The sequence below is a fragment of the Acidaminococcus hominis genome, assembly GCF_022484025.1.
Lineage (GTDB): Bacteria > Bacillota > Negativicutes > Acidaminococcales > Acidaminococcaceae > Acidaminococcus > Acidaminococcus hominis.
Genome location: NZ_JAKVMG010000001.1, coordinates 2,072,964 through 2,092,334, shown reverse-complemented (window position 1 = coordinate 2,092,334; position 19,371 = coordinate 2,072,964). Strand labels below are relative to the sequence as shown.

General features: G+C 53.4%; 18 protein-coding genes and 1 tRNA gene. All 19 read right to left on the bottom strand.

Translation table 11 applies throughout. The annotated features are described in order from the left end of the window. Window positions 1–9: 9 nt before the first annotated feature. The 19 genes from LKE88_RS09430 to mnmG all read right to left on the bottom strand — a co-directional run bounded on the left by LKE88_RS09430 (window position 10) and on the right by mnmG (window position 19,367). On the bottom strand, window positions 10–1,302 hold the full coding sequence (locus tag LKE88_RS09430) for an adenylosuccinate synthase (RefSeq protein ID WP_105326651.1): 1,293 nt from the start codon (window positions 1,300–1,302) through the stop codon (window positions 10–12). Between the two features lie 25 nt (window positions 1,303–1,327). After that, the gene (purB, locus tag LKE88_RS09425) at window positions 1,328–2,620 is read right to left on the bottom strand and encodes an adenylosuccinate lyase (RefSeq protein ID WP_105326650.1); all 1,293 of its coding nucleotides are present in this window, start codon (window positions 2,618–2,620) and stop codon (window positions 1,328–1,330) included. 476 nt (window positions 2,621–3,096) lie between these two features. After that, a complete protein-coding gene (dnaB, locus tag LKE88_RS09420) occupies window positions 3,097–4,431 on the bottom strand; it encodes a replicative DNA helicase (protein ID WP_105326648.1) in 1,335 nt (444 codons plus the stop codon). Continuing rightward, window positions 4,431–4,883, bottom strand: a complete 453-nt coding sequence (rplI, locus tag LKE88_RS09415) for a 50S ribosomal protein L9 (protein ID WP_105326647.1) — start codon at window positions 4,881–4,883, stop codon at window positions 4,431–4,433. The genes dnaB and rplI overlap by 1 nt, the downstream gene beginning before the upstream one ends. Beyond that, entirely contained in the window at window positions 4,843–6,891 is a 2,049-nt protein-coding gene (locus LKE88_RS09410; RefSeq protein WP_105326646.1) for a DHH family phosphoesterase, read from the bottom strand. The genes rplI and LKE88_RS09410 overlap by 41 nt, the downstream gene beginning before the upstream one ends. Before the next feature lie 9 nt (window positions 6,892–6,900). Beyond that, on the bottom strand, window positions 6,901–7,857 hold the full coding sequence (locus LKE88_RS09405) for a YybS family protein (RefSeq protein ID WP_105326645.1): 957 nt from the start codon (window positions 7,855–7,857) through the stop codon (window positions 6,901–6,903). A 147-nt stretch (window positions 7,858–8,004) separates the two neighbouring features. Then, entirely contained in the window at window positions 8,005–8,241 is a 237-nt protein-coding gene (rpsR, locus tag LKE88_RS09400; RefSeq protein WP_105326644.1) for a 30S ribosomal protein S18, read from the bottom strand. Window positions 8,242–8,262: 21 nt separating this feature from the next. Beyond that, window positions 8,263–8,706, bottom strand: coding sequence for a single-stranded DNA-binding protein (locus LKE88_RS09395; protein WP_105326643.1), 444 nt, complete (start codon window positions 8,704–8,706; stop codon window positions 8,263–8,265). A gap of 13 nt (window positions 8,707–8,719) precedes the next feature. Continuing rightward, window positions 8,720–9,004, bottom strand: a complete 285-nt coding sequence (gene rpsF / locus LKE88_RS09390; RefSeq protein ID WP_105326642.1) for a 30S ribosomal protein S6 — start codon at window positions 9,002–9,004, stop codon at window positions 8,720–8,722. Between the two features lie 126 nt (window positions 9,005–9,130). Beyond that, window positions 9,131–10,222, bottom strand: coding sequence for a tRNA 2-thiouridine(34) synthase MnmA (mnmA, locus tag LKE88_RS09385; protein ID WP_105326641.1), 1,092 nt, complete (start codon window positions 10,220–10,222; stop codon window positions 9,131–9,133). A 2-nt stretch (window positions 10,223–10,224) separates the two neighbouring features. After that, on the bottom strand, window positions 10,225–11,394 hold the full coding sequence (locus tag LKE88_RS09380; protein WP_105326640.1) for a cysteine desulfurase family protein: 1,170 nt from the start codon (window positions 11,392–11,394) through the stop codon (window positions 10,225–10,227). A 275-nt stretch (window positions 11,395–11,669) separates the two neighbouring features. Beyond that, complete coding sequence (locus tag LKE88_RS09375; protein ID WP_276803444.1) at window positions 11,670–12,056, bottom strand: winged helix-turn-helix transcriptional regulator; 387 nt, start codon at window positions 12,054–12,056, stop codon at window positions 11,670–11,672. 288 nt (window positions 12,057–12,344) lie between these two features. Further along, a complete protein-coding gene (locus LKE88_RS09370; RefSeq protein ID WP_146109050.1) occupies window positions 12,345–12,953 on the bottom strand; it encodes a hypothetical protein in 609 nt (202 codons plus the stop codon). A 376-nt stretch (window positions 12,954–13,329) separates the two neighbouring features. Continuing rightward, a tRNA-Val gene (locus tag LKE88_RS09365) sits at window positions 13,330–13,406 on the bottom strand. A 44-nt stretch (window positions 13,407–13,450) separates the two neighbouring features. Then, window positions 13,451–14,158, bottom strand: coding sequence for a DUF554 domain-containing protein (locus LKE88_RS09360; protein ID WP_276803442.1), 708 nt, complete (start codon window positions 14,156–14,158; stop codon window positions 13,451–13,453). A 19-nt stretch (window positions 14,159–14,177) separates the two neighbouring features. After that, window positions 14,178–15,179 (bottom strand): ParB/RepB/Spo0J family partition protein, encoded by a 1,002-nt coding sequence (locus LKE88_RS09355; RefSeq protein WP_231085707.1) that lies wholly within the window; start codon window positions 15,177–15,179, stop codon window positions 14,178–14,180. Beyond that, window positions 15,169–15,933, bottom strand: a complete 765-nt coding sequence (locus LKE88_RS09350; RefSeq protein WP_105326636.1) for a ParA family protein — start codon at window positions 15,931–15,933, stop codon at window positions 15,169–15,171. Before LKE88_RS09350 ends, LKE88_RS09355 begins: the two co-directional genes overlap by 11 nt. 843 nt (window positions 15,934–16,776) lie before the next feature. After that, complete coding sequence (gene rsmG, locus LKE88_RS09345; RefSeq protein ID WP_105326635.1) at window positions 16,777–17,490, bottom strand: 16S rRNA (guanine(527)-N(7))-methyltransferase RsmG; 714 nt, start codon at window positions 17,488–17,490, stop codon at window positions 16,777–16,779. Further along, window positions 17,487–19,367 (bottom strand): tRNA uridine-5-carboxymethylaminomethyl(34) synthesis enzyme MnmG, encoded by a 1,881-nt coding sequence (gene mnmG, locus LKE88_RS09340; RefSeq protein ID WP_105326634.1) that lies wholly within the window; start codon window positions 19,365–19,367, stop codon window positions 17,487–17,489. Before mnmG ends, rsmG begins: the two co-directional genes overlap by 4 nt. Between the last annotated feature and the right edge of the window lie 4 nt (window positions 19,368–19,371).

The window sequence follows — 19,371 nt, the reverse complement described above, 5'->3', positions numbered from 1 at the left end:
GTAGTTTGCTTAATCGAAGAACTTCTTCAGGGAGAAGGTCTGATCCCGGTTGGGGCCGACAGAAATAATTCCGATGGGCACACCTACCACTTCGCTCAGGCGCTTCAGATATACCTGGGCTTCCTCCGGCAGGTCTTCGTATTTCCGGACGCCGGAAATATCCTTTTTCCAGCCCTTGAAGGTTTCGTAAACCGGTTTGGCCTGGGCCAGAATGGACAGGTCCGCAGGAATGTGCTGGATGGCTTTGCCGTCAATGGTCCAGCCGGTGCACATTTTAATGGTGTCCAAACCGTCCAGAATATCCAGACGGGTAATGGCCAGGGAATCCATGCTGTTGAGCCGGGCTGCATATTTCACCATGAAGGCATCCAGCCAGCCGCAGCGGCGGGGCCGTCCCGTAACCGTGCCAAATTCATGGCCGGTGTTTCTCAGGTACGTGCCGGGGCCATCGGTATCAAACAGTTCGCAGACAAAGGGGCCTTCCCCTACCCGGGTGGTATAGGCTTTTACCACGCCCACCACATGGTCGATGTACAGGGGACCTACGCCGCTGCCCGTAGCCGCATTGCCGGCGGTGGGGTTGGAGCTGGTTACGTAGGGATAGGTGCCGTAGTCGATGTCCAGGAACGTAGCCTGGGCCCCTTCAAACAGCACATTGGCGCCTTCGTCAAACTTGTTGCCCAGCACCACGCTGGTGTCGGTTACATGGGGCCGCAGTTCTTCAGCGTAGGCCAGGTAATCCTTCAGCATGGGTTCATATTCCATGGGTTCTGCCCCATACAATTTGGTGAACAGGTCGTTTTTCACGGCCAGGGTTCTCTTCAGTTTTTCTGCCAGAATTTCCGGATTCATCAGGTCGCAGACCCGGATGCCGGTACGGGCATATTTATCCATGTAGCAGGGACCAATGCCGCCTTTGGTGGTGCCGATTTTGGCATCTCCCAAAGCTGCTTCCTGCAATTCATCCTGCTTTTCGTGATACGGAAACACCACATGGGCCCGGTCGCTGATCAGCAAATTGCTGGTGTCCACACCTTTGGCCTTCATGTCGGCAATTTCCTGCAGCACCACACGGGGATTGATAACAACTCCGTTCCCCAGGATGCAGGTCTTGTCCTTGTACAGAATGCCGCTGGGCAGCAAGCGCAGCTTGAATTCCACATTGTTGACCACAACCGTATGACCGGCATTGGAACCGCCGGAATAACGGACTACTGTATCGGCCTGCTGGGCCAGATAATCTACGATTTTGCCTTTACCTTCGTCCCCCCATTGGGAACCAATCACAACAACAGATGACATAGAATCAATCTCCTTCTTCTAACAGTTACATGCCGTACCGGGCGTAGATTTCATCCACATGCTTCAGCATATGTTTCGGTTCGAAGCAGGCTTCCACTTCTTCTTTGGTCAGGTACTTATCGATATCCGGGTCAGCTTCCACATTGGTCTTGAAGTCAGCGCCTTCCAGCCAGCGGGCCATAGCGTTGCGCTGTACCCACTTGTAGGCATCTTCCCGCAGCACGCCTTTGCCTACCAGGGCAACCAGCAGGTTTTGGCTGTAGATCAGACCGCCGGTCTTGTTCAGGTTGGCAATCATGGCATCCGGATAAACCAACAGTTTTTCCATGATATTCTTGGTTTTCCGCAGCATATGATCCAGCAGGATGGTAGAATCCGGCAGGATAATCCGTTCTACGGAAGAATGGGAAATATCCCGTTCATGCCACAGGGCCACGTTTTCCAGGGCTGCCTGGGCATTGCCCCGCAGAACCCGGGCCAGGCCGCAGATCTTTTCGCAGGTAATGGGATTGCGTTTGTGGGGCATGGCAGAAGAACCCTTCTGGCCAGGAGCAAAATACTCTTCCGCTTCCCGAATATCGGTACGCTGCAGGGCACGGATTTCCGTAGCCATCTTTTCCAGGGTAGCGCCGCAAACGGCAATGGTGGTCAGGTAGAAAGCATGACGATCTCTTTGGACAACCTGGGTAGCCAGTTTAACCGGTTCCAGACCCAGTTTTTCGCAGACATATTTTTCCACGAACGGATCAATATTGGAGTAGGTGCCCACAGCGCCGCTGAGTTTGCCTACGGAAATGTATTTCTTGGCCAGTTCCAGGCGTTCGATATTCCGTTCCGTTTCATCCATCCACAGCAGGAACTTCAGCCCGAAGGTCATGGGTTCTGCATGAATGCCGTGGGTACGGCCGACGCAGATGGTATGACGGTATTTTTGGGCCTGGGTTTTCAGGACATCGTGGAGTTCCTTTTCCAGCCGGATCAGGATTTCGCAGGAATCCCGCATCATGACGCCCATGGCGGTATCCTTAACATCGCTGGAGGTTAAGCCTTTATGAATGTATTTGGAGGCATCGCCTACATGCTCTGCCACGTTGGTCAGCAGGGAGATGATATCGTGGTTGGTGACTTTTTCAATTTCGTGAACCCGGTCCAATTCGAAATCAGCCTTGGTTTGGATGTCATGAAGGGCATCATCGGGAACAATCCCCAATTTGTTCATGGCTTCGCAAGCCAGAATTTCGACCTTGACCATTGTGCGGTCTTCATTTTCTTCCGTCCAGATGGAACCCATTTCTTTGCCGGTATAACGTGGAATCACAGTAACTTCCTCCTTAGAATAGAAAAAATGGCATAGCTGAAAACACGCCGCCTTTGCCGCGTGCCCTGTGTGGAACCAGGCTTCTGCCAGGAAAGGCAGTGCCTTCCGTTCGGCTCCAATTTAAATCCTGTGAAGCAGCCTTCACATACGGGTTTATTGTATCATTTTACCGAACGTATAGCAATGACAATAATAGAATGTTAGCAGGAAACCCGGAAAAATTCCTATTTTGTTCCTTCTTTTTCACTTTTACCCCAGAAAAACCGGGTACTTTTCCCTGAAAAAGTTCCTGCAAATTCTTCTGTTACAGAAAAAAGAGGGCTGGCCCGGATTATGGGTGCAAAATTCCGAACATTGTCAAATCCTTTTTTGCCCTTCTTCCGGGTTTTCCGGAAATTTCCCCGTTTGGGCACAAAAAACTGCCCCCACCACTGGCAATTGCCAGCAGCAGGAGCAGCCCTTCCGCCTGGGGCGGCTTACCCTATATGGTCTTTGGTCAAATCTGCAAACCGGGTAGTATCCTTCTTGAAGAACAGCTGTACGGTTCCTACAGGTCCGTTACGATGCTTTGCCACAATCAGTTCGGCAATGTTCTTTTGATCCGTATCCGGGTTGTAGTAATCATCCCGGTAAATAAAGCAAACAATATCCGCATCCTGTTCCAAAGCGCCGGATTCCCGCAAGTCACTAAGCATAGGGCGCTTGCTGGTACGGGATTCCACGCTCCGGCTCAGCTGGGACAGGGCAATCAGGGGAACATTCAGTTCCCGGGCAAGGCCCTTCAGGGAACGGGAAATCTCACTCATTTCCTGCTGCCGGTTGTCACTGGCCCGACGGGAGGACCCCTGCATCAGCTGCAGATAGTCCACGATAATAAGGTCAAGACCATTTTCGTTTTTCCAGCGCCGGCATTTAGACCGCATTTCCAGGGCGGTAATCCCCGGGGTATCGTCCATCATGATCTTGGACTCACTGAGTTCGTCAGCGGCCTTCACCAGTTTGGGCCATTCACTGTCCTGAAGCTGGCCAATTCGCAGCCGGGAGGCGTCAATATCGGCGCCGGAGCACAGCATACGCTGCACCAGCTGCTCCTTGCTCATTTCCAGGGAGAAGAAGGCCACGGACTTATGCCCCTTGATGGCCACGTGCTCTGCAATGTTCAGTACCAGGGAAGATTTACCCATGGACGGGCGGGCAGCCACGATAATCAGGTCGGAGGGCTGCAGGCCGCTGGTCATTCTGTCAAAGTCCGTAAAGCCGGTGGGCAGCCCGGTGTAGGCGTCCTTGGAATCGTACAATTCCTCAATCCGGCCCATGGCGGCTTTGACAATATCCTTGATTTTTACCATGCCGCCGGAATGCTTCCGGTTGGCCACGGCCAGGATTTTCTGCTCCGCCTTATCGATGGTCTGGGCAATATCCTCTTCTTCTTCGTAGCCACTGGCCGCCACGTCGGTGGCAGCCTCAATCAGCTGCCGGCGCAGGGACTTTTCCTCCACAATCTTGGCATGGTAAACCACATTGGCTGCCGTGGGAACTGCGTTGCTCAGGGCTGTAATGGCCGCCGTACCGCCAATGGCTTCCAGCTTTCCCATTTTCCGCAGTTCTTCGGTAACCGTGACCAGATCCACAGCCTCATTGCGGCCGTGCAGGTCCATAATGGCTGAAAAGATGATCCGGTCGTCCTGGCGGTAGAAATCCTCTTCCGTCAGGATTTCCCCAGCTTTATCGATGGCATCGCGGCTGATGAGCATAGCTCCCAGGACGCTTTGTTCCGCTTCGACATTTTGTGGGGGTATACGTTCTTCCATTATTCCTCCGTCTCTACCAATACCTTAAAGGTAGCGGTAATATCCGGCATCAATTTGGCCGTGGCTTTGTATTCGCCCGGGCTCTTGATCACTTCCGGAATTTCGATTTTGCGGCGGTCCACCCCTTCCATGCCGGTTTGAGCCAGCAGGGCTTCTGCCACATCCTTGGACGCAATGGAGCCAAACAGCTTGCCGTTGGCGCCCACTTTCACTTTCATATGCAGCGTAACCTTTTCCAGCTGGGAAGCCAGGATTACGGCTTCGTCATGAGCCTGGGCTTTCCGGTGGGCAGCTACCTGCTGGTCCCGTTTGGCCTGGTTCAGGTTCTGGGACGTAGCTTCTTCCGCCATGCCCCGGGGAATCAGATAGTTGCGGCCATAACCTTCCGCCGTCTCAATAATTTCACCTTTTTTACCCAACTTCTTGATGTCCTGCAGCAGAATCACTTTCATCGGTATCGCTCTCCTTCATTTGTTCTTTGGCCAGGGCAATGACCTTGGGCACTAAATCTTCTGCCTTTACGTCCTTGACCTGCACCCCGGCTACGGTCTGGTGACCGCCGCCGCCAAGCTCTTCCATCATCACCTGCACATTGACGGAACCGTCACTGCGGGCGCTGATGCTGACGCCCTTTTCATTTTCGCTGAGCACCACACTGACGTGGATATCGTCCATGGTCAGCAGCTCATCGGCTGCCTGGGCCACAATCACGGAGGTATCCTTGTCCTGGGCGGAGCATTTGTGGACGGACAGGGCCAGCCCCGGCAAGGGCGTCTTCATTTCAGTAATGATTTTCGCCCGGGTCAGCACCGTATTTTCGTCGTCCTTGAACAATTGGGAAACCATATGGGGATCCGCCCCGTTCCGCCGCAGGAAAGCCGCAGCTTCAAAGGTCCGTTCCCCGGTCTGAACGGCAAAGTTTTTCGTATCCACCAGAATCCCTGCGTACAGGGCCGTGGCTTCCACTTCAGAAAAACTCATCCGGTTCTGGAAATATTGGAGGATTTCCGTGACCATTTCGCAGGTGGAGGAAGTGGACGGCTCCATGTACTGCAGCATTACGTCCTTAATGGCATCCTCTGCCCGGCGGTGGTGGTCAATGATAATCCGTTTCTTCACGGCCTGGAGCACCTTGGGTGCCGCACTGAGCATGGCCCGGTGGTGGTCCACCAGTACCAGGATGCAGCCCGGAGTCAGCCGTTTCAGGGCTTCTTCCTCATCCACAATCAGGGACAGGTACCGGTCGCTCTGATCCTTAGAAACCGTTTCCAGTTTCTTTAAAGAAGAACCCTGGCCGCTGTTGACGATGCAGCAGCTCTTGCCCAGGGTCAGAGCCATTTTGGCCACCCCGATGGCGGACCCCAGGGCATCGTAATCTTCGTTGGCGTGGCCCATGACCATCACCTGGTCGGCGTTGGTCATCAGCTCGTGGATGGCCTGGGCCACAATCCGAGCCCGAACCCGGGTATTCTTGGCCTGTACGGAACCTCTGGCTCCGTAGAAATGCATTTCATCTTCGATATTGACTACGGCCTGGTCACCGCCCCGGCCCAGGGCCAGGTCCAGGGAAGCCTGGGCCTTTTGGCTCATTTCGGAAAGGTTCTTGCCTACAGCCCCCACCCCAATGCTGATGGTGGGGTTGATCCGGCTGCTGGTTTTGATTTCCCGGATTTTGTCCAGCACCGGGAATTTTTTCCCGATGGTTTCATTAAGACCCTTCCAGCTCAGGCCCACCACGTACAAATCTTCCGTGCATTTCTGGAAATAGCCATGGACCTCGTCTACCCAGCCGCCAATGGCCTTGGTCACATCTACCAAAAGGCTGGCCCGCTCGTTTTCGTTGAGTCCCTTCATGGCATCGTCGTAGTTGTCGAACTGCACATAGGCTACCACCGGCCGGCCATCCTCGTACCGGCGTTTTTGACGCTGCCGGTCCGTAATGTCCGTGAGATACAGCACAATGCCCGTATCGTCGGCGGGGTCATCGGTAATCTGGATCCGGCGTACCAGCATCTGGTAAATCCGGTCCCCAATCTTGATCTGCTTTTCCGCATCCCGCAGCCGCAGGGTGGCAAAGTTGTTTTCCGGCGGCGGCAGGATTTTTTCCAAGGCCGTTCCGGAGGGTGCGTCCACAGTTACGTACTCGTTGAACAGCCGGTTCCGCCATTGGAGATGGCCTTCCTTGTCGAAGACCCCGATGCCGATGGGAATCCGCTGCACCGCATAATTGTTGGCCCGTTCAATATTCCGGACCACCGTGGTCATGGAATGGTTGAACCAGGCTTCCCGCAGCCGGTTGCTGCGGAAGGTCAGATAGTACACCAACAGCACAGAAGCAAAGCCCACGGCCGTCCACAGGGCCTGGTTCACACAGATCCCGTAGACCACCAGCACGGTCCCGATCAGGGCCACGCCAATGCGCACCGACTGCCAAATATTTCTGCGCGATTTCTCGTCCATAATATCCCCCTACTGTTTGTCCCCGTTTTGTTTCCTACGGATTTTCCGGATATCGAATACCATGTCATAGGCGCCCAAAACCACCACAAACTGGGAGACCACCGGCATGGTAAAGGTCAGTACCAGGGCCAGCGGCAGCAGGAAACGGGGATAATGCCGGTATTCCACAAACCAGCGGATCAGGCACAGCCCCTGCAGCAGCAGGAACATACTGGCCATCATATACAACGTGTAACCGCCCCGGTAAAGCAAGGAATCCTGGGCATTCTGGTGCAGGACAATCAGCGCCAGTCCGACCCCATAGGGCAGCAGGGTCAATTTGGGAATGGCCCACTGGGAAAAGGGCGGGAACCAGGGATAATAATCCCCCATCCGGGCCAGAATCTTCCGGGCAGCCCAATAGTTGGCCAGGGCCGTAACCGGTGCGCTGAGGAGCACCCCGGCGGGCAGCACCAGTTCAAACAACTGGCGCACCTGGGCCGCCTGGACAGCCGTCATGCCGCTCATGCCCAGGGTCTCGAACATCTGGTTGCTGAGCTGGAGGGATTCATCCACGGACTGGAAGAACACTTCCACCACGTTGATGTGCATGAACACGTAGGCCGCCAGCACGCTGAGCACCGTGGAAATAAAGGCGCCCAGACTGCCCATAAGCAGGGTCTGCCCGGGGGACATCTGCCGGCGCATGGCCCAGCCCATCATCAGGCCAATCAGGCCCAGAATCAGGCACTGGGTCAGGGCCTGGAGCGGGGACAACAGTACGGCTACCACGCAGCCTGTCACCACCAGGCAGGAAATGCTCCATTTCAGTCCGTTCCTCCGCCCGCAAAGAATAATGGGCAGGGGCCACAGGATGTTGACGATCATATCCAGCACGGGAATGTAGTTCCCTACCAAGGTAAAAATAACCGCGATGGCAGCCAGGATTCCGGATTCCACCACTGCGGACGTTTTTCTTATCTGCAAATTGGCCTCCTTACTCAATGGTTCTGGACCCAGGGGAAACGCAGGTGCATTTCAGGGCCAAACCAGTAATTGATATGGTAATATTATATTTTACATGATTTGGTAAAAAAAAGACAGACCCCCAAGGGATCTGTCTCGTTTTTACAATTATTCAGCCGTAAAAGGCAGCAATGCAACGTTTCTAGCACGTTTGATGGCAATGGTCAACTGACGTTGATGTTTTGCACAGGTGCCGGAAATACGGCGCGGCAGAATCTTGCCCCGTTCAGTGATGAACTTGCGCAGTTTAGCTGCATCTTTGTAATCGATTTCTTGCACTTTATCGACGCAGAAGGAGCAAACTTTTCTTCTAGGTCTTCTGTTACCTCTATCACGTTTAATCATAACGCTTCTCTATCCTCCCTTTTAGAAGGGGATTTCTTCGTCAAAACCGACTTCAGAGCCAAATCCACCCATGGGGCCAGCATTGCTGCTGCCGTGAGAGGAATTGTTCTGGGAAGAAGCGCCGGAATCGGTGCCGCGGTTAGCGGAACCTTTCGTTTCGATAAATTCGACATGATCTGCGATGACTTCCGTCACGTAGTGCTTGTTGCCGTCTTTACCGTCGTAGCTGCGGATCTGCAGCCGGCCTTCTACCAGGGCTCTCTGTCCTTTGGACAAATAGTTCCCACATACTTCAGCGGTTTTATTCCAAGTGACAATGTTGATAAAATCCGCTTCCCGCTGACCATTTCTTGAAGAAAATGGACGATCAACTGCCAGAGTAAAGGTGCAGACCGTTTTTTCCGTAGGAGTAACCCGGACTTCCGGATCCCGTACCAGACGGCCCAACAGTACAATGCGATTCATACACCAACCCTCCTTATTCGCCTTTGCGAATGATCATATGACGCAGCATTTCATCAGTAATCTTCATGACACGGTCCAGTTCCTTCACGCATGCCGGTTCAGCAGCAAAAGTGGTCAGAACATACAGGCCATCATTAAAGTCTTGAATAGGATATGCTAAGCGTTTCTTGCCCCACTTATCGGTTTTTTCAATAGTGGCGCCGTTAGCAACCAGCAGATCATCGAACTTCTTTACAACAGCGTTGAAAGCGTCTTCCTCTACCGGCTTAACGATGTACATGACTTCGTAGTTATTCACGAAATCACCTCCTCCTTTGGATTTGCTCCTCTACCATGAGGGCAGAAGAAGTATATAAGTTTTATATACAGCCTTGTAATTGTATCATAGGAAACAAAAAATCGCAAGAGAAAACTTTTTCTCCCGTTATTTTTTAGTTTCGCCCGTTTTCTCCGCTTCCAGGGTGCCTCCGCCCAGCACCACGTCCCCGTCATAGAGTACGGCGGCCTGGCCGGGAGTAATGGCCCGCTGAGGCTCATCAAAGAGAATCTCAAAGGTATCCGGGCCCGTAGCCGTAACCACTGCCGGCTGGGCTTCCTGCCGGTAACGGACCTTGACCTGGCAGCGTACCGGCGCTTCGGGCACCTGGCCGCTGATCCAGTTGGCCCCCGTTACCCGGGCCGAACGGGAAAACAGGGCGGAAGAAGGACCTACCACCACTGCGTTGCGCTGCGGATCAATGCGCACCACATACAGGGGATAATCCGGCTGGTTCAGTCCCAATTTCTTATGCTGGCCCAAAGTGTAGTAGATAATGCCCTTGTGCTGGCCAATCACCCGGCCTTCAAGGTCCAGGAAAGGGCCGGGCTGGGGCTTATAGTCCAAAATCCGCTGGACGGCATCGGTATAGGAACCGTTGGGCACAAAGCAGATGTCCTGGCTGTCCGGCTTCTGGGAATTGATAAAACCGTTTTCCGCAGCAATTTCCCGGGTTTTGGTCTTGTGGTAGATGCCCAAAGGAAATTGGGTATGGGCCAGCTGCTCCTGGGTCAGGTTGTACAGGACGTAGCTCTGGTCTTTGGCCGGGTCCAGGGCCCGCAGCAGTTCGTAGCGGCCCTCCGGGGTTTTCCGGATCCTGGCATAATGGCCCGTCACCACGCAGTCGCAGCCCAGTTCCTGGGCCCGTTCATACAGGGCCCCAAACTTCAGGAAGCGGTTGCAGTCAATGCAGGGATTGGGAGTTTCTCCCCGGGTATAGCTCTCGGCGAACTTTTCCATTACCTGGTCCTTGAACTCTTCCGTATAGTTAAAGACATAAAAGGGCATATTCAGCCGGGCAGCCACGCTCCGGGCGTCCTCCACATCACTGAGGGAACAGCAGGTCTTGGAATTGCACCCGGCATCCGGGTTGTTGTACAGCTTCATGGTGCAGCCAATGCAGTCATAGCCCTGCTCCTGCATCAGCTTGGCGGCAACCGAGCTGTCCACCCCACCGCTCATGGCAATTAACGCCTTCATATTTACCAGCCTTTCTCCGGCTTAGGCTGCCGGTGTATCTGCCGCAGACGTTCTACCGCCTGACAGGTTTCCGTATAGAGATAATCGATCTGTTCCTGGGTAATAGAGTCCCCCAGGGAAAAACGCAGAGAGCTCTTGGCTTCCTCTGGGCTGCAGCCCATGGCAAGCAGCACGTGGCTGGGTTCTGGGGACCCGGAAGCGCAGGCCGAACCGGCGGACACGCAGATGCCCCGTTCCCCCAAAATAGGCAGCAGGGCTTCCGAGGAAACGCCCCCAAAAGCCACGTTCAAATGGCCGGGCAGCCGGTCCGCCCCTGCACTGTGGACTTTGACCTCCGGCAGCGCAAGGAACCGTTCCTGGAGCTGATCCCGGGCGGCGGACAGCCGGGTCCGGGCTGCTTCCTGATTGGCACAGGCCTCTTCCAGAGCTGCTGCCATACCTACAATCCCGGGTACATTTTCAGTACCAGCCCGTTTTCCCCGTTCTTGAGCGCCCCCCTGAATCAGGCTTTCCAATTCGTAACCCCGTTTGGCAAAAAGCACACCTACGCCCTTGGGTCCATGGAACTTGTGGGCGGAAAGGGACAGCAGGGTGGCACCGCAGGCCTTGACCGAAAGGGGCAAATGCCCCACCAGCTGGACGGCATCCGTATGGAAAGGGACCCCCGCCTTTTGGCACAGCCGGCCAATTGCCTGAATGGGCTGCAGGGCGCCGGTTTCATTGTTGGCCGCCATCACGGAGACCAGGCAGGTATCCGGCCGCAGGGCTTCCTGCACCGCCTCCGGGGACACCTGACAGTTGGCATCTACCGGCAGCAAGGTTACCGTAAAGCCATTTTCCTCCAGGACCTTTAAAGTGTGCAGCACCGCATGGTGTTCCACCGAGGACGCAATGAGATGGCATTTCCCCTGGGCTTTCCCCTTCAGGGCTGCCGTCCAAAGGGCCTGGTTGTCGGCTTCACTGCCCCCCGAGGTAAAGGTGATTTCGCTGGGCAGCGCCCCCAGGCAGCGGGCAATGGTTTCCCTCGCCTGAATCAGGGCCCGGGAAGCTTCCTGGCCAAAGGGATAGGCACTGGAAGGGTTCCCGTATTTTTCCGTAAAATAGGGCAGCATCGCCGCTAGCGCCTTTTTGCTGACGCCTGTGGTGGCTGCGTTATCTGCATAGACAAACATGACAAACTCCTTTAAACAAACCAATTCAAGGGCTATACCCCCACGGCAAAACCGTGAGTTCCAGGAGCAAGGAAAAACGCCGTTTCCGCCCTTGCAGAAGCGGTCCTCCAGCTCCTCTCCCAACAGACGATACCCGTCTGCTGCAAATGGGTATTTAAATATTATACTACAAAAATACTCGGCAATGATACAGCCGGCCAGGACCAAACCCGGTCCAGCCTTTTCCGGCACAGCAAAAAAGCATCCCCCACTGTACCGGGACGCTTTGCCAGGAGTCATTCAGGGGATTTATAATCGCAGCGCTCACATTGGGTCAACGGGTGCGCCGTAGTTGTTTCCTTATAAAATAAGCCCGACCATTGGCAGATTTCCTGGAGAATGGGTACCGCAGAGCGGCCCTTTGCCGTCAGACTGTATTCCACATGGGGTGGAATTTCCTCATAGGCCTTCCGGGCAATCATCCCAGCCTGCAGCAGTTCCTTCAGGGTAGTAGCCAGCACCGCATCGGTAATATTGCTCATTTCCCGGCGCAGCTGGCTGTAGCGCAGATTTCCCTGGGAGGCAAAAACACAGAGAATCCGGGATTTCCATTTTCCGCCAAACAGCTCCAGTCCGTATTCCAACGGGCAGCGTATGTCTTCTTCCATTTTCTTTTTGTACATGGTGTCAGCTCCCTTCTCCTGTATTGTAGCAGTCCTCCTATGAAAAATGAAGTAACTCAGTAAATAAAGAGTGTCCTATAAGAAAAGCAGAATTGACATGCATAAGTATGCAGTTTAAATCTGTATATTTATGCACTTCTATTCCACCAGTAACCCCTTAGCTGAAATCGGCGCAAGCTTAGCCCCTTTTGGCAGACAGGCTGCCCCCCTGCTTTTCCAGAAGCAATCAGCACTTCAAACACAAAAAATAGGCCAAATTAGCCTAAAAATTGTTATTTTCCTTCTAGATTAAGCATAAATTGCTTCGTAATGTTCAAATTCTTTCTTTAAAAAGCATTTATGGCTTACTAGTTCCATTCTTTCAGTGCTTCTTCCCGGCTTGCCGCTGCAGGAGGTTTTTTCTGGCTGCGTTTTTCTGCCTGCGCCGGATTGTCCATCCGACGTGTACATTGCCAATGAGCCTGTAAAATACGGTTCCCAAGGATACTGCATTTTTATGCAGAAAATACTTTTCTTTAACCAGAAGAAATGACCTGCAAAAAGGGCAGCAGGGGCTAAAATAGACCCAACTTGCAGGACAGCAAAGGGCCCAGCAAAATAACTCCAAAAGCCACAAGGGGATTCCAGAAAGCAATAGGTCCAGCTGAGTTTGGCTAGGCAGCCGTAAAGGACCGCCAAAAACAGGCAAGAACCAGCTTTGCGCAAAAGAAATAGGAGCCCAGAGCAAAACGCTCCAAGCTCCATAAAATAAGCGGAAATTTTTCCGGCAAAAAAGGGAGGACGCAGAAATGACCGTGAACAATGCAGCAAAAAGCTTGGCAAAAAGCAGCTACAGCGGGAAAATGCCTGCGGATTTACCTGCTTGTGCGCTTGTTGGTAGGCAGAACCCTGGAACATCTCTTCCCTGATTTTTTCCGCAAAAGCATTCTAATAGACCCGAGCAGCCGGAATTACCAGGCGCCGCAGGTCCTGGCAGCCGCTGCTTCCTTTTCCCAGTACCTGCTTCACCTGGCGCTGCTGCACCGCTTTCCTTTCCAACTGGGGTGCGCCTTTTCTCGCCAGAGCCCCACTTTCCAGGGCAAGAGGGCTCAAATAGCAGGCCCAGATTTGCCCTGTAACGGGATTTTTTAGTTTTTCCTAGCTAGTTTACGCGTATTAAAGCACGGCGTCTCTCAGGGCAATTTGGGGCCTTTTGCGAGGTTTTCTCTTCTCTGCCTGCAAGAAAGGCAAAAAAATAAGGCATTGCAGCAAACTGCAATGCCAACACTTCAATTGGTGGGGTTATGCGGACTCGAACCGTAGACCTCATCGATGTGAGCGATGCGCTCTAACCAACTGAGCTATAACCCCGATGGAAAGTATTATACTCTTTTTGGGTTAAATCTGCAAGTATTTTATAAGAAAATAACGGCAGCGACCCAAGCCACCACCAAGCCAGGAAGCATGTTCCCGATTCGGATTTTCAGCAGCTTGGTCATATTGATGCCAATGCCGAAGATCATCAGCCCACCGCTGGCAGCAATCTCCTGCACCACTTCAGGACTCATATAGGGCCCCAAAAGCCCTGCCAGAGCCGTTAAAGCGCCCTGGTAGACCAATACGGACAAGGCGGAAAAAAGCACGCCTACGCCCATATTGGCGGCATAGATGATGCCGCTGAGACCATCCAGGGCTGCCTTGGTGTACAAGGTCGTGGGATCTCCCCCCAGGCCGTCCTGAATGGACCCTACAATGGCCATGGCTCCTACGCAGTAGATCAGGCTGGCATACATAAAGCCCTGAACAAAGGCCCCTTCATCTCCGGCACTAGTGGTTTTTCGCCGGCTTTGAACCTTTTTGGCCAGCCAGGTACCAAATCGTTCCAATTTGGCCTCGATATCCATGGCTTCTCCAATAATGGAGCCCAGCACCAGACTGCTGATGGTAATCATAATATGTTTGCCCTGAAAAGCCATTTGCAGGCCCAGCATCATTACACAAAGACACAGGCCATACAGCACCGTTTCCTGGTATTTTTCCTTGATTCCGCGGCCGGCGGCGAGACCCACCACACTGCCGGCCACAATTGCCCCAGCGTTGGCCAGGGTTCCTGCTCCTATCATTGCTTATTCCACACCCTTCTCACACGGTAAATTTTCCGGGAGTCCCTGAGCTGGAAGGTTTCTCATCTTTTTCTTTCAGCAGGTCGTAAACCCGTTCCAAATCATCATCATTATAGTACTCAATGATAATCCGGCCGCCATTTTCCTTTTTGGCCGGTTCAATTTTCACCCGGGTTCCTAAATACTCGGTAAGCTGGTCCTGAAAGCCGCGGACATAGACATTCTGTGCCTTTTTCAGGGCTTTTTTGCTCTTATTTTTCCCTTTTTCCGGGGCTTCATCTCCCAGCAGATCATTCAGCTGCTGCAAATAATCCACCTTTTGGTCCGCCTGCTTTTCCCGGTTCACCACTTCTTCTACAGCCCGGGCACTCCAGCCCTCGGCCGCAGCCTGCTGGGCAAGTTCCGTGATTTTTTCTGGATCTTCCAGACCTAAAAGAGGCCGTACCTGGCCAGCAGTCAGCTGGCCTTCCGCCACCAGTTGGGCAGCAGCCTCCGGCAGATTCAGCAGCCGCAGGGTATTGGCCACGGCAGCCCGGCTTTTGCCCAGCCGCTTGGCAGCCTCTTCCTGGGTCAGCTGCAGGGCTTCCATCATGCGTTTGATGCCCCGGGCTTCTTCCAAAGGATCCAGGTCGCTGCGCTGCAGGTTTTCCACCAGGGCCACTTCCATCATGGCCGCATCGTCGTAGGTACGTACTACCACAGGAACTTTGGCAAGGCCGGCTTCTTTGGCGGCTCTCCAGCGCCGTTCCCCTGCTACAATTTCATACTGCCGGCCTTTTTTCCGGACAATCAGAGGCTGAATAACCCCGCTTTCCTTGACGGAATGAATCAGGTCCTGCATTTTCTCCGGATCAAAGGTATGCCGGGGCTGGTAGGGGTTAGGAACCAGGTCTTTTACGGCCAATTCCGTGACAGTATCCCCTTCTTTTTTCTCTTCCACTGCCGGTGCCGATGCCTTAGCCCGGCTGCCGAACATTCTATCCAGGCCGGTTGCACCCAGCCCGCCTTTTTTACTTGCCACGCCGCTTCACCTCTCTTGCCAGTGCCTTATAGGCTTCTGCTGCCTTGCCCCGGGGATCATAGACCGTAATCGGCTGTCCATAGCTGGGGGCTTCGCCCAACCGTACGGACCGGGGAATCATCGTCTTGTAGATCAGGTCCGGGAAATGACTTTTCACCTGTTCCACTACATCATTGGACAAATGGGTCCGGGTATCCGTCATGGTCATCACAATGCCATTGATTTTCAGTTCCGGATTGCTGGTCTGCCGAATCCGTTCCACCGTCTGCATCAGTTGGGTAACCCCTTCCAAGGCGTAGAATTCGCATTGGATGGGAATCAACACCGCATCTGCAGCCGTCAGTGCGTTGACTGTCAACAGGCTCAAGGCCGGAGGGCAGTCAATAATCACATAATCATAGTTATCCCGGATTTTATTCAAATGTTTTTTCAGGGCATTGGCCGGATTTTTCTTGTCAATCAAGTCAATTTCCGCTCCGGCCAGGTTCATGGTTGCCGGTGCAACCCAAAGGTTTTTCCAGGCTGTAGGCTGAATTAGGCTAGCCATATCCACATTATTCACCAATACATCGTACATGCATTGGGTCAGGCTGCTTTTATCGATGCCCAGGCCGCTGGTAGCATTTCCCTGGGAATCCAGGTCCACCAGAAGGGTCTTCTTGCGGCTTTCCGCCAGGCAGGCTGCCAAATTGATGCTGGTAGTCGTCTTTCCTACACCGCCCTTTTGGTTGGCCACAGCAAGTATTTGGGACATGAGTGTCACTCCTTCGCTTTCATTTTTGATGCACTGGCTATTATTGTATCACAGCTTGTGTCAAAATGGAGAAAACCCAGGCTTTTTTCCTGCATAAAAAGCAAAATAGTGAATGTTTCACGTGAAGCATTCACTATTTTGCTGTCAGTGTTTCCTGTAACAACCCTCTCACTGATACTCTTTTATATTTTCTCCCTTTGGAGCGGTCTTTCATTTCTTTTTGGAGCATTGCGGATTTCTTAGCTCTGGCCATTACCATTTTTTCGTTTCCAGGGAAGCGAGGCTAGGAGCTTTTCCATAGCTAAGTCAACTTATTAATACTATTCCAGGGCAATGTTTCACGTGAAACATTGCCCTGGAGTCTGTGAAACGAAGCGTCTACCCCTGCATTTCCGCAAGCAGTCATTTCTTACACCTGGTCTAATCCTAAGAAGCGGCTTTTCCTTCAGGGACAGCTCAACATTTTTTTCTGAGGGTCCTGCACCGCCAAGTCAGCAGTCGCCAAAGCCATAAATCAGGCTAATTGCTGGATTATCCCCTTGCAGTACTGCAAGCGGGAATACAGGAGAGCAATGTTTCACGTGAAACATTGCTCTCCTGTCTCAGGCTTAGACGCCTTTGCTGGAAAATTCCTCGGCATAGGCCAACTTTTGCCGCCCGACATTAACAGTACACCTTTTGGGCTTAATCGTTTTCCCATTCTGCCTTTGCTATTACAGAACCGAAAAATCAGTCCCGCTTCCAGAACCATGATGAATATTTTCACCGCAGCCTATTTTTTATTTTAAAAATCAAAAGGCAATGTTTCACGTGAAACATTGCCTTTTAAGGAAAGGTATTCTTTTATAAGGGCTTCTTGCTGGCAGTTCCAGCTTTCCGAGGATACTGAGCCGGCGTATGCCGCACCTTCTCGATAGTAATAATGGCCCTTTGGTCATCCAGCCCCGGCAGGGTTACCGGCCGTACTTCCTTGATTTTACCGCCCAGCACCTCTACTGCATGGTGTGCCTCGTCCGTTTCCTCCTGGAAATGACGGCCCTTCATGGCGTAAAAGGTTCCTCCTACCCGTACCAGCGGCAGACAGTACTCAGCCAGTACCGGAAGGGCTGCCACCGCCCGAGCCGTTACCACATCGAACTTTTCCCGCAGGGCAGGGTCCTGGCCTGCATTCTCGGCTCTGGCGTGGAGGCAGCGCACCTGTCCCAAGCCCAACTCCTGCACCACCTGTTTCAAAAAGTTCAGCCGCTTTTGCAGGGAGTCAATCAGGGTTACCCGCATGCTGGGGTCATAGATTTTTAACGGTATGCCAGGAAAACCGGCGCCCGTTCCCACATCAGCAATGGTATGGTTGTGAAAGGTCTTGGGGTTATAGACCAATAGGGAATCTACCATATGCTTCAAAGCCACTTCCTCAGGATCGGTAATGGCTGTCAGGTTCAGGCTCTTATTGGTTTCCAGCAGCAGGTCCGTATACTGCTGGAAGCGGTCCAGCTGCTCCCCCGTTAACGGAAAACCCGCCTGGGCAGCAGCCTGTTCCAAGGTTTCGCGAAAACTCATGCTTTTTCTCCTTGTCTTCTCATGGTTTCCAGGTAGACCATCAGCACGCTGATGTCTGCCGGGGATACGCCGGAAATCCGGCTGGCCTGGCCAATGGAGACCGGCCGCTGTTTGGCCAGTTTTTCCATGGCTTCCGAGGACAGCTCGTGGAGCTGGGTATAATCAATTTCTTCCGGCAGCAGTTTGTTTTCCAGCTTCAGGGCCCGTTCCACTTCCTGCTTCTGCTTTTGGATATACCCTTCGTATTTCACCTGGACATCCACCTGTTCCGCTGCTTCAAGGGGAAGCTGTTTTAGGTCAAACGCCTTGGCCAGCTTTTCATAGGTAATTTCCGGCCGGCGCAGCAGGTCCAGCAGGTTGATGGAAGACCGCAGAGGCACGGAGCCCATGGCGGTAATCTTCTCCTGATTTTCCTCACTGGGGGCCAGGTTCACTTTGCCCAACTGGAACAAGGTCCGTTCAATCAGGTCCCGCTTCCGGGTAAAGGCCGCATACCGGGCATCATCCACCAGCCCCACATCCCGGCCCATTTGGGTCAGCCGCAGATCTGCGTTATCCTGGCGCAGCAGCAGCCGGTATTCTGCCCGGCTGGTCATCATCCGGTAAGGTTCCGTAGTGCCCTTGGTTACCAGATCATCAATGAGCACCCCAATATATGCATCGGACCGTTTGAGAATCAGCGGTTTCCGGCCTTGCAGCTTGAGAGCTGCGTTGATTCCGGCCATCAGGCCCTGGGCAGCCGCTTCCTCGTAGCCGCTGGTACCGTTGGCCTGGCCTGCACTGAACAGCCCGCTGATTTCCTTGTGTTCCAAATTGGCCTTCAGCTGCAGGGGATCCAAGCAATCGTACTCAATGGCATAGCCGGCCCGCATCATCTTGCAGTGTTCCAGGCCGGGAATGGTCTGCATGAACTGTACCTGGATTTCTGCCGGCAGGGAAGAACTCATGCCCTGGACGTAAACCTCATTGGTATGCAGGCCTTCCGGCTCCAGAAACAACTGGTGCCGATCCTTATCTGCAAACCGGACAATCTTGGACTCGATGCTGGGGCAGTACCGGGGCCCCACCCCTTCAATGGTACCGTTGAACATACAGCTGCGGTCCAAATTATCCCGAATAATCTGGTGGGTATGGGGATTGGTGTAGGTCAGATAGCAGGGGACCTGGAACCGGGTGGCAATCTGGCTCATAAAGGAGAAATTCCGCACCCGTTCATCCCCATACTGGGGTTCCATCTTACTGTAATCCAGGCTCCGGGCATCCACCCGGGCAGGCGTGCCGGTTTTGAACCGCATCAGCTGCAAACCGGCTTCCCGCAGGGAATCCGTCAGCTTCATAGCAGAACGCTGGCCATTGGGGCCGGCCATATAAGCCACTTCCCCGTAAAGGATCCGGCCTCTTAAATAGGTACCTGTAGCCAAAATGACGCAGTCTGCCTCAAATGCTTCTCCCGTTTCCGCTTCCACCCCTTGGACAGCACCGTTCTTTACCAGCAGCTTGTCAATCATTAACTGCTTTACGTCCAGGTTTTCCTGGTTCTCCACCACTTCCTTCATCAGGGTGTGGTACAGGGGCTTATCAGCCTGGGCCCGAAGGGCCTGTACCGCATAGCCCTTGCCGGTATTCAGCATCCGCATCTGGATGCAGGCTTCATCTGCCGTAAGGCCCATCTGGCCCCCCAGGGCATCCAGTTCCCGGACCAGATGGCCTTTGGCCGGACCCCCTACGGACGGATTGCAGGGCATCAGGGCTATATTATCCATGGACAAGGTAGCCAGCAGGGTCTTCTGGCCCAGCCGGGCGGCTGCCAAAGCAGCTTCGCAGCCGGCGTGGCCGGCACCTATTACAACAACATCATAATGATCCACAACGATCATATTT

Excerpts from the sequence above, each read along its gene's own strand:
- rsmG (WP_105326635.1), bottom strand. The coding sequence starts at position 17,490 with ATGAGTTTTCGCGAAACCTTGGAACAGGCTGCTGCCCAGGCGGGTTTT.
- LKE88_RS09375 (WP_276803444.1), bottom strand. The coding sequence starts at position 12,056 with ATGTACAAAAAGAAAATGGAAGAAGACATACGCTGCCCGTTGGAATAC.
- LKE88_RS09395 (WP_105326643.1), bottom strand. The coding sequence starts at position 8,706 with ATGAATCGCATTGTACTGTTGGGCCGTCTGGTACGGGATCCGGAAGTC.
- LKE88_RS09380 (WP_105326640.1), bottom strand. The coding sequence starts at position 11,394 with ATGTTTGTCTATGCAGATAACGCAGCCACCACAGGCGTCAGCAAAAAG.
- mnmA (WP_105326641.1), bottom strand. The coding sequence starts at position 10,222 with ATGAAGGCGTTAATTGCCATGAGCGGTGGGGTGGACAGCTCGGTTGCC.
- rplI (WP_105326647.1), bottom strand. The coding sequence starts at position 4,883 with ATGAAAGTGATTCTGCTGCAGGACATCAAGAAGTTGGGTAAAAAAGGT.
- LKE88_RS09370 (WP_146109050.1), bottom strand. The coding sequence starts at position 12,953 with ATGTTCCAGGGTTCTGCCTACCAACAAGCGCACAAGCAGGTAAATCCG.
- LKE88_RS09350 (WP_105326636.1), bottom strand. The coding sequence starts at position 15,933 with ATGTCCCAAATACTTGCTGTGGCCAACCAAAAGGGCGGTGTAGGAAAG.
- LKE88_RS09430 (WP_105326651.1), bottom strand. The coding sequence starts at position 1,302 with ATGTCATCTGTTGTTGTGATTGGTTCCCAATGGGGGGACGAAGGTAAA.
- rpsR (WP_105326644.1), bottom strand. The coding sequence starts at position 8,241 with ATGATTAAACGTGATAGAGGTAACAGAAGACCTAGAAGAAAAGTTTGC.
- LKE88_RS09410 (WP_105326646.1), bottom strand. The coding sequence starts at position 6,891 with ATGGACGAGAAATCGCGCAGAAATATTTGGCAGTCGGTGCGCATTGGC.
- LKE88_RS09360 (WP_276803442.1), bottom strand. The coding sequence starts at position 14,158 with ATGATAGGAGCAGGAACCCTGGCCAACGCTGGGGCAATTGTGGCCGGC.
- mnmG (WP_105326634.1), bottom strand. The coding sequence starts at position 19,367 with ATGATCGTTGTGGATCATTATGATGTTGTTGTAATAGGTGCCGGCCAC.
- dnaB (WP_105326648.1), bottom strand. The coding sequence starts at position 4,431 with ATGGAAGAACGTATACCCCCACAAAATGTCGAAGCGGAACAAAGCGTC.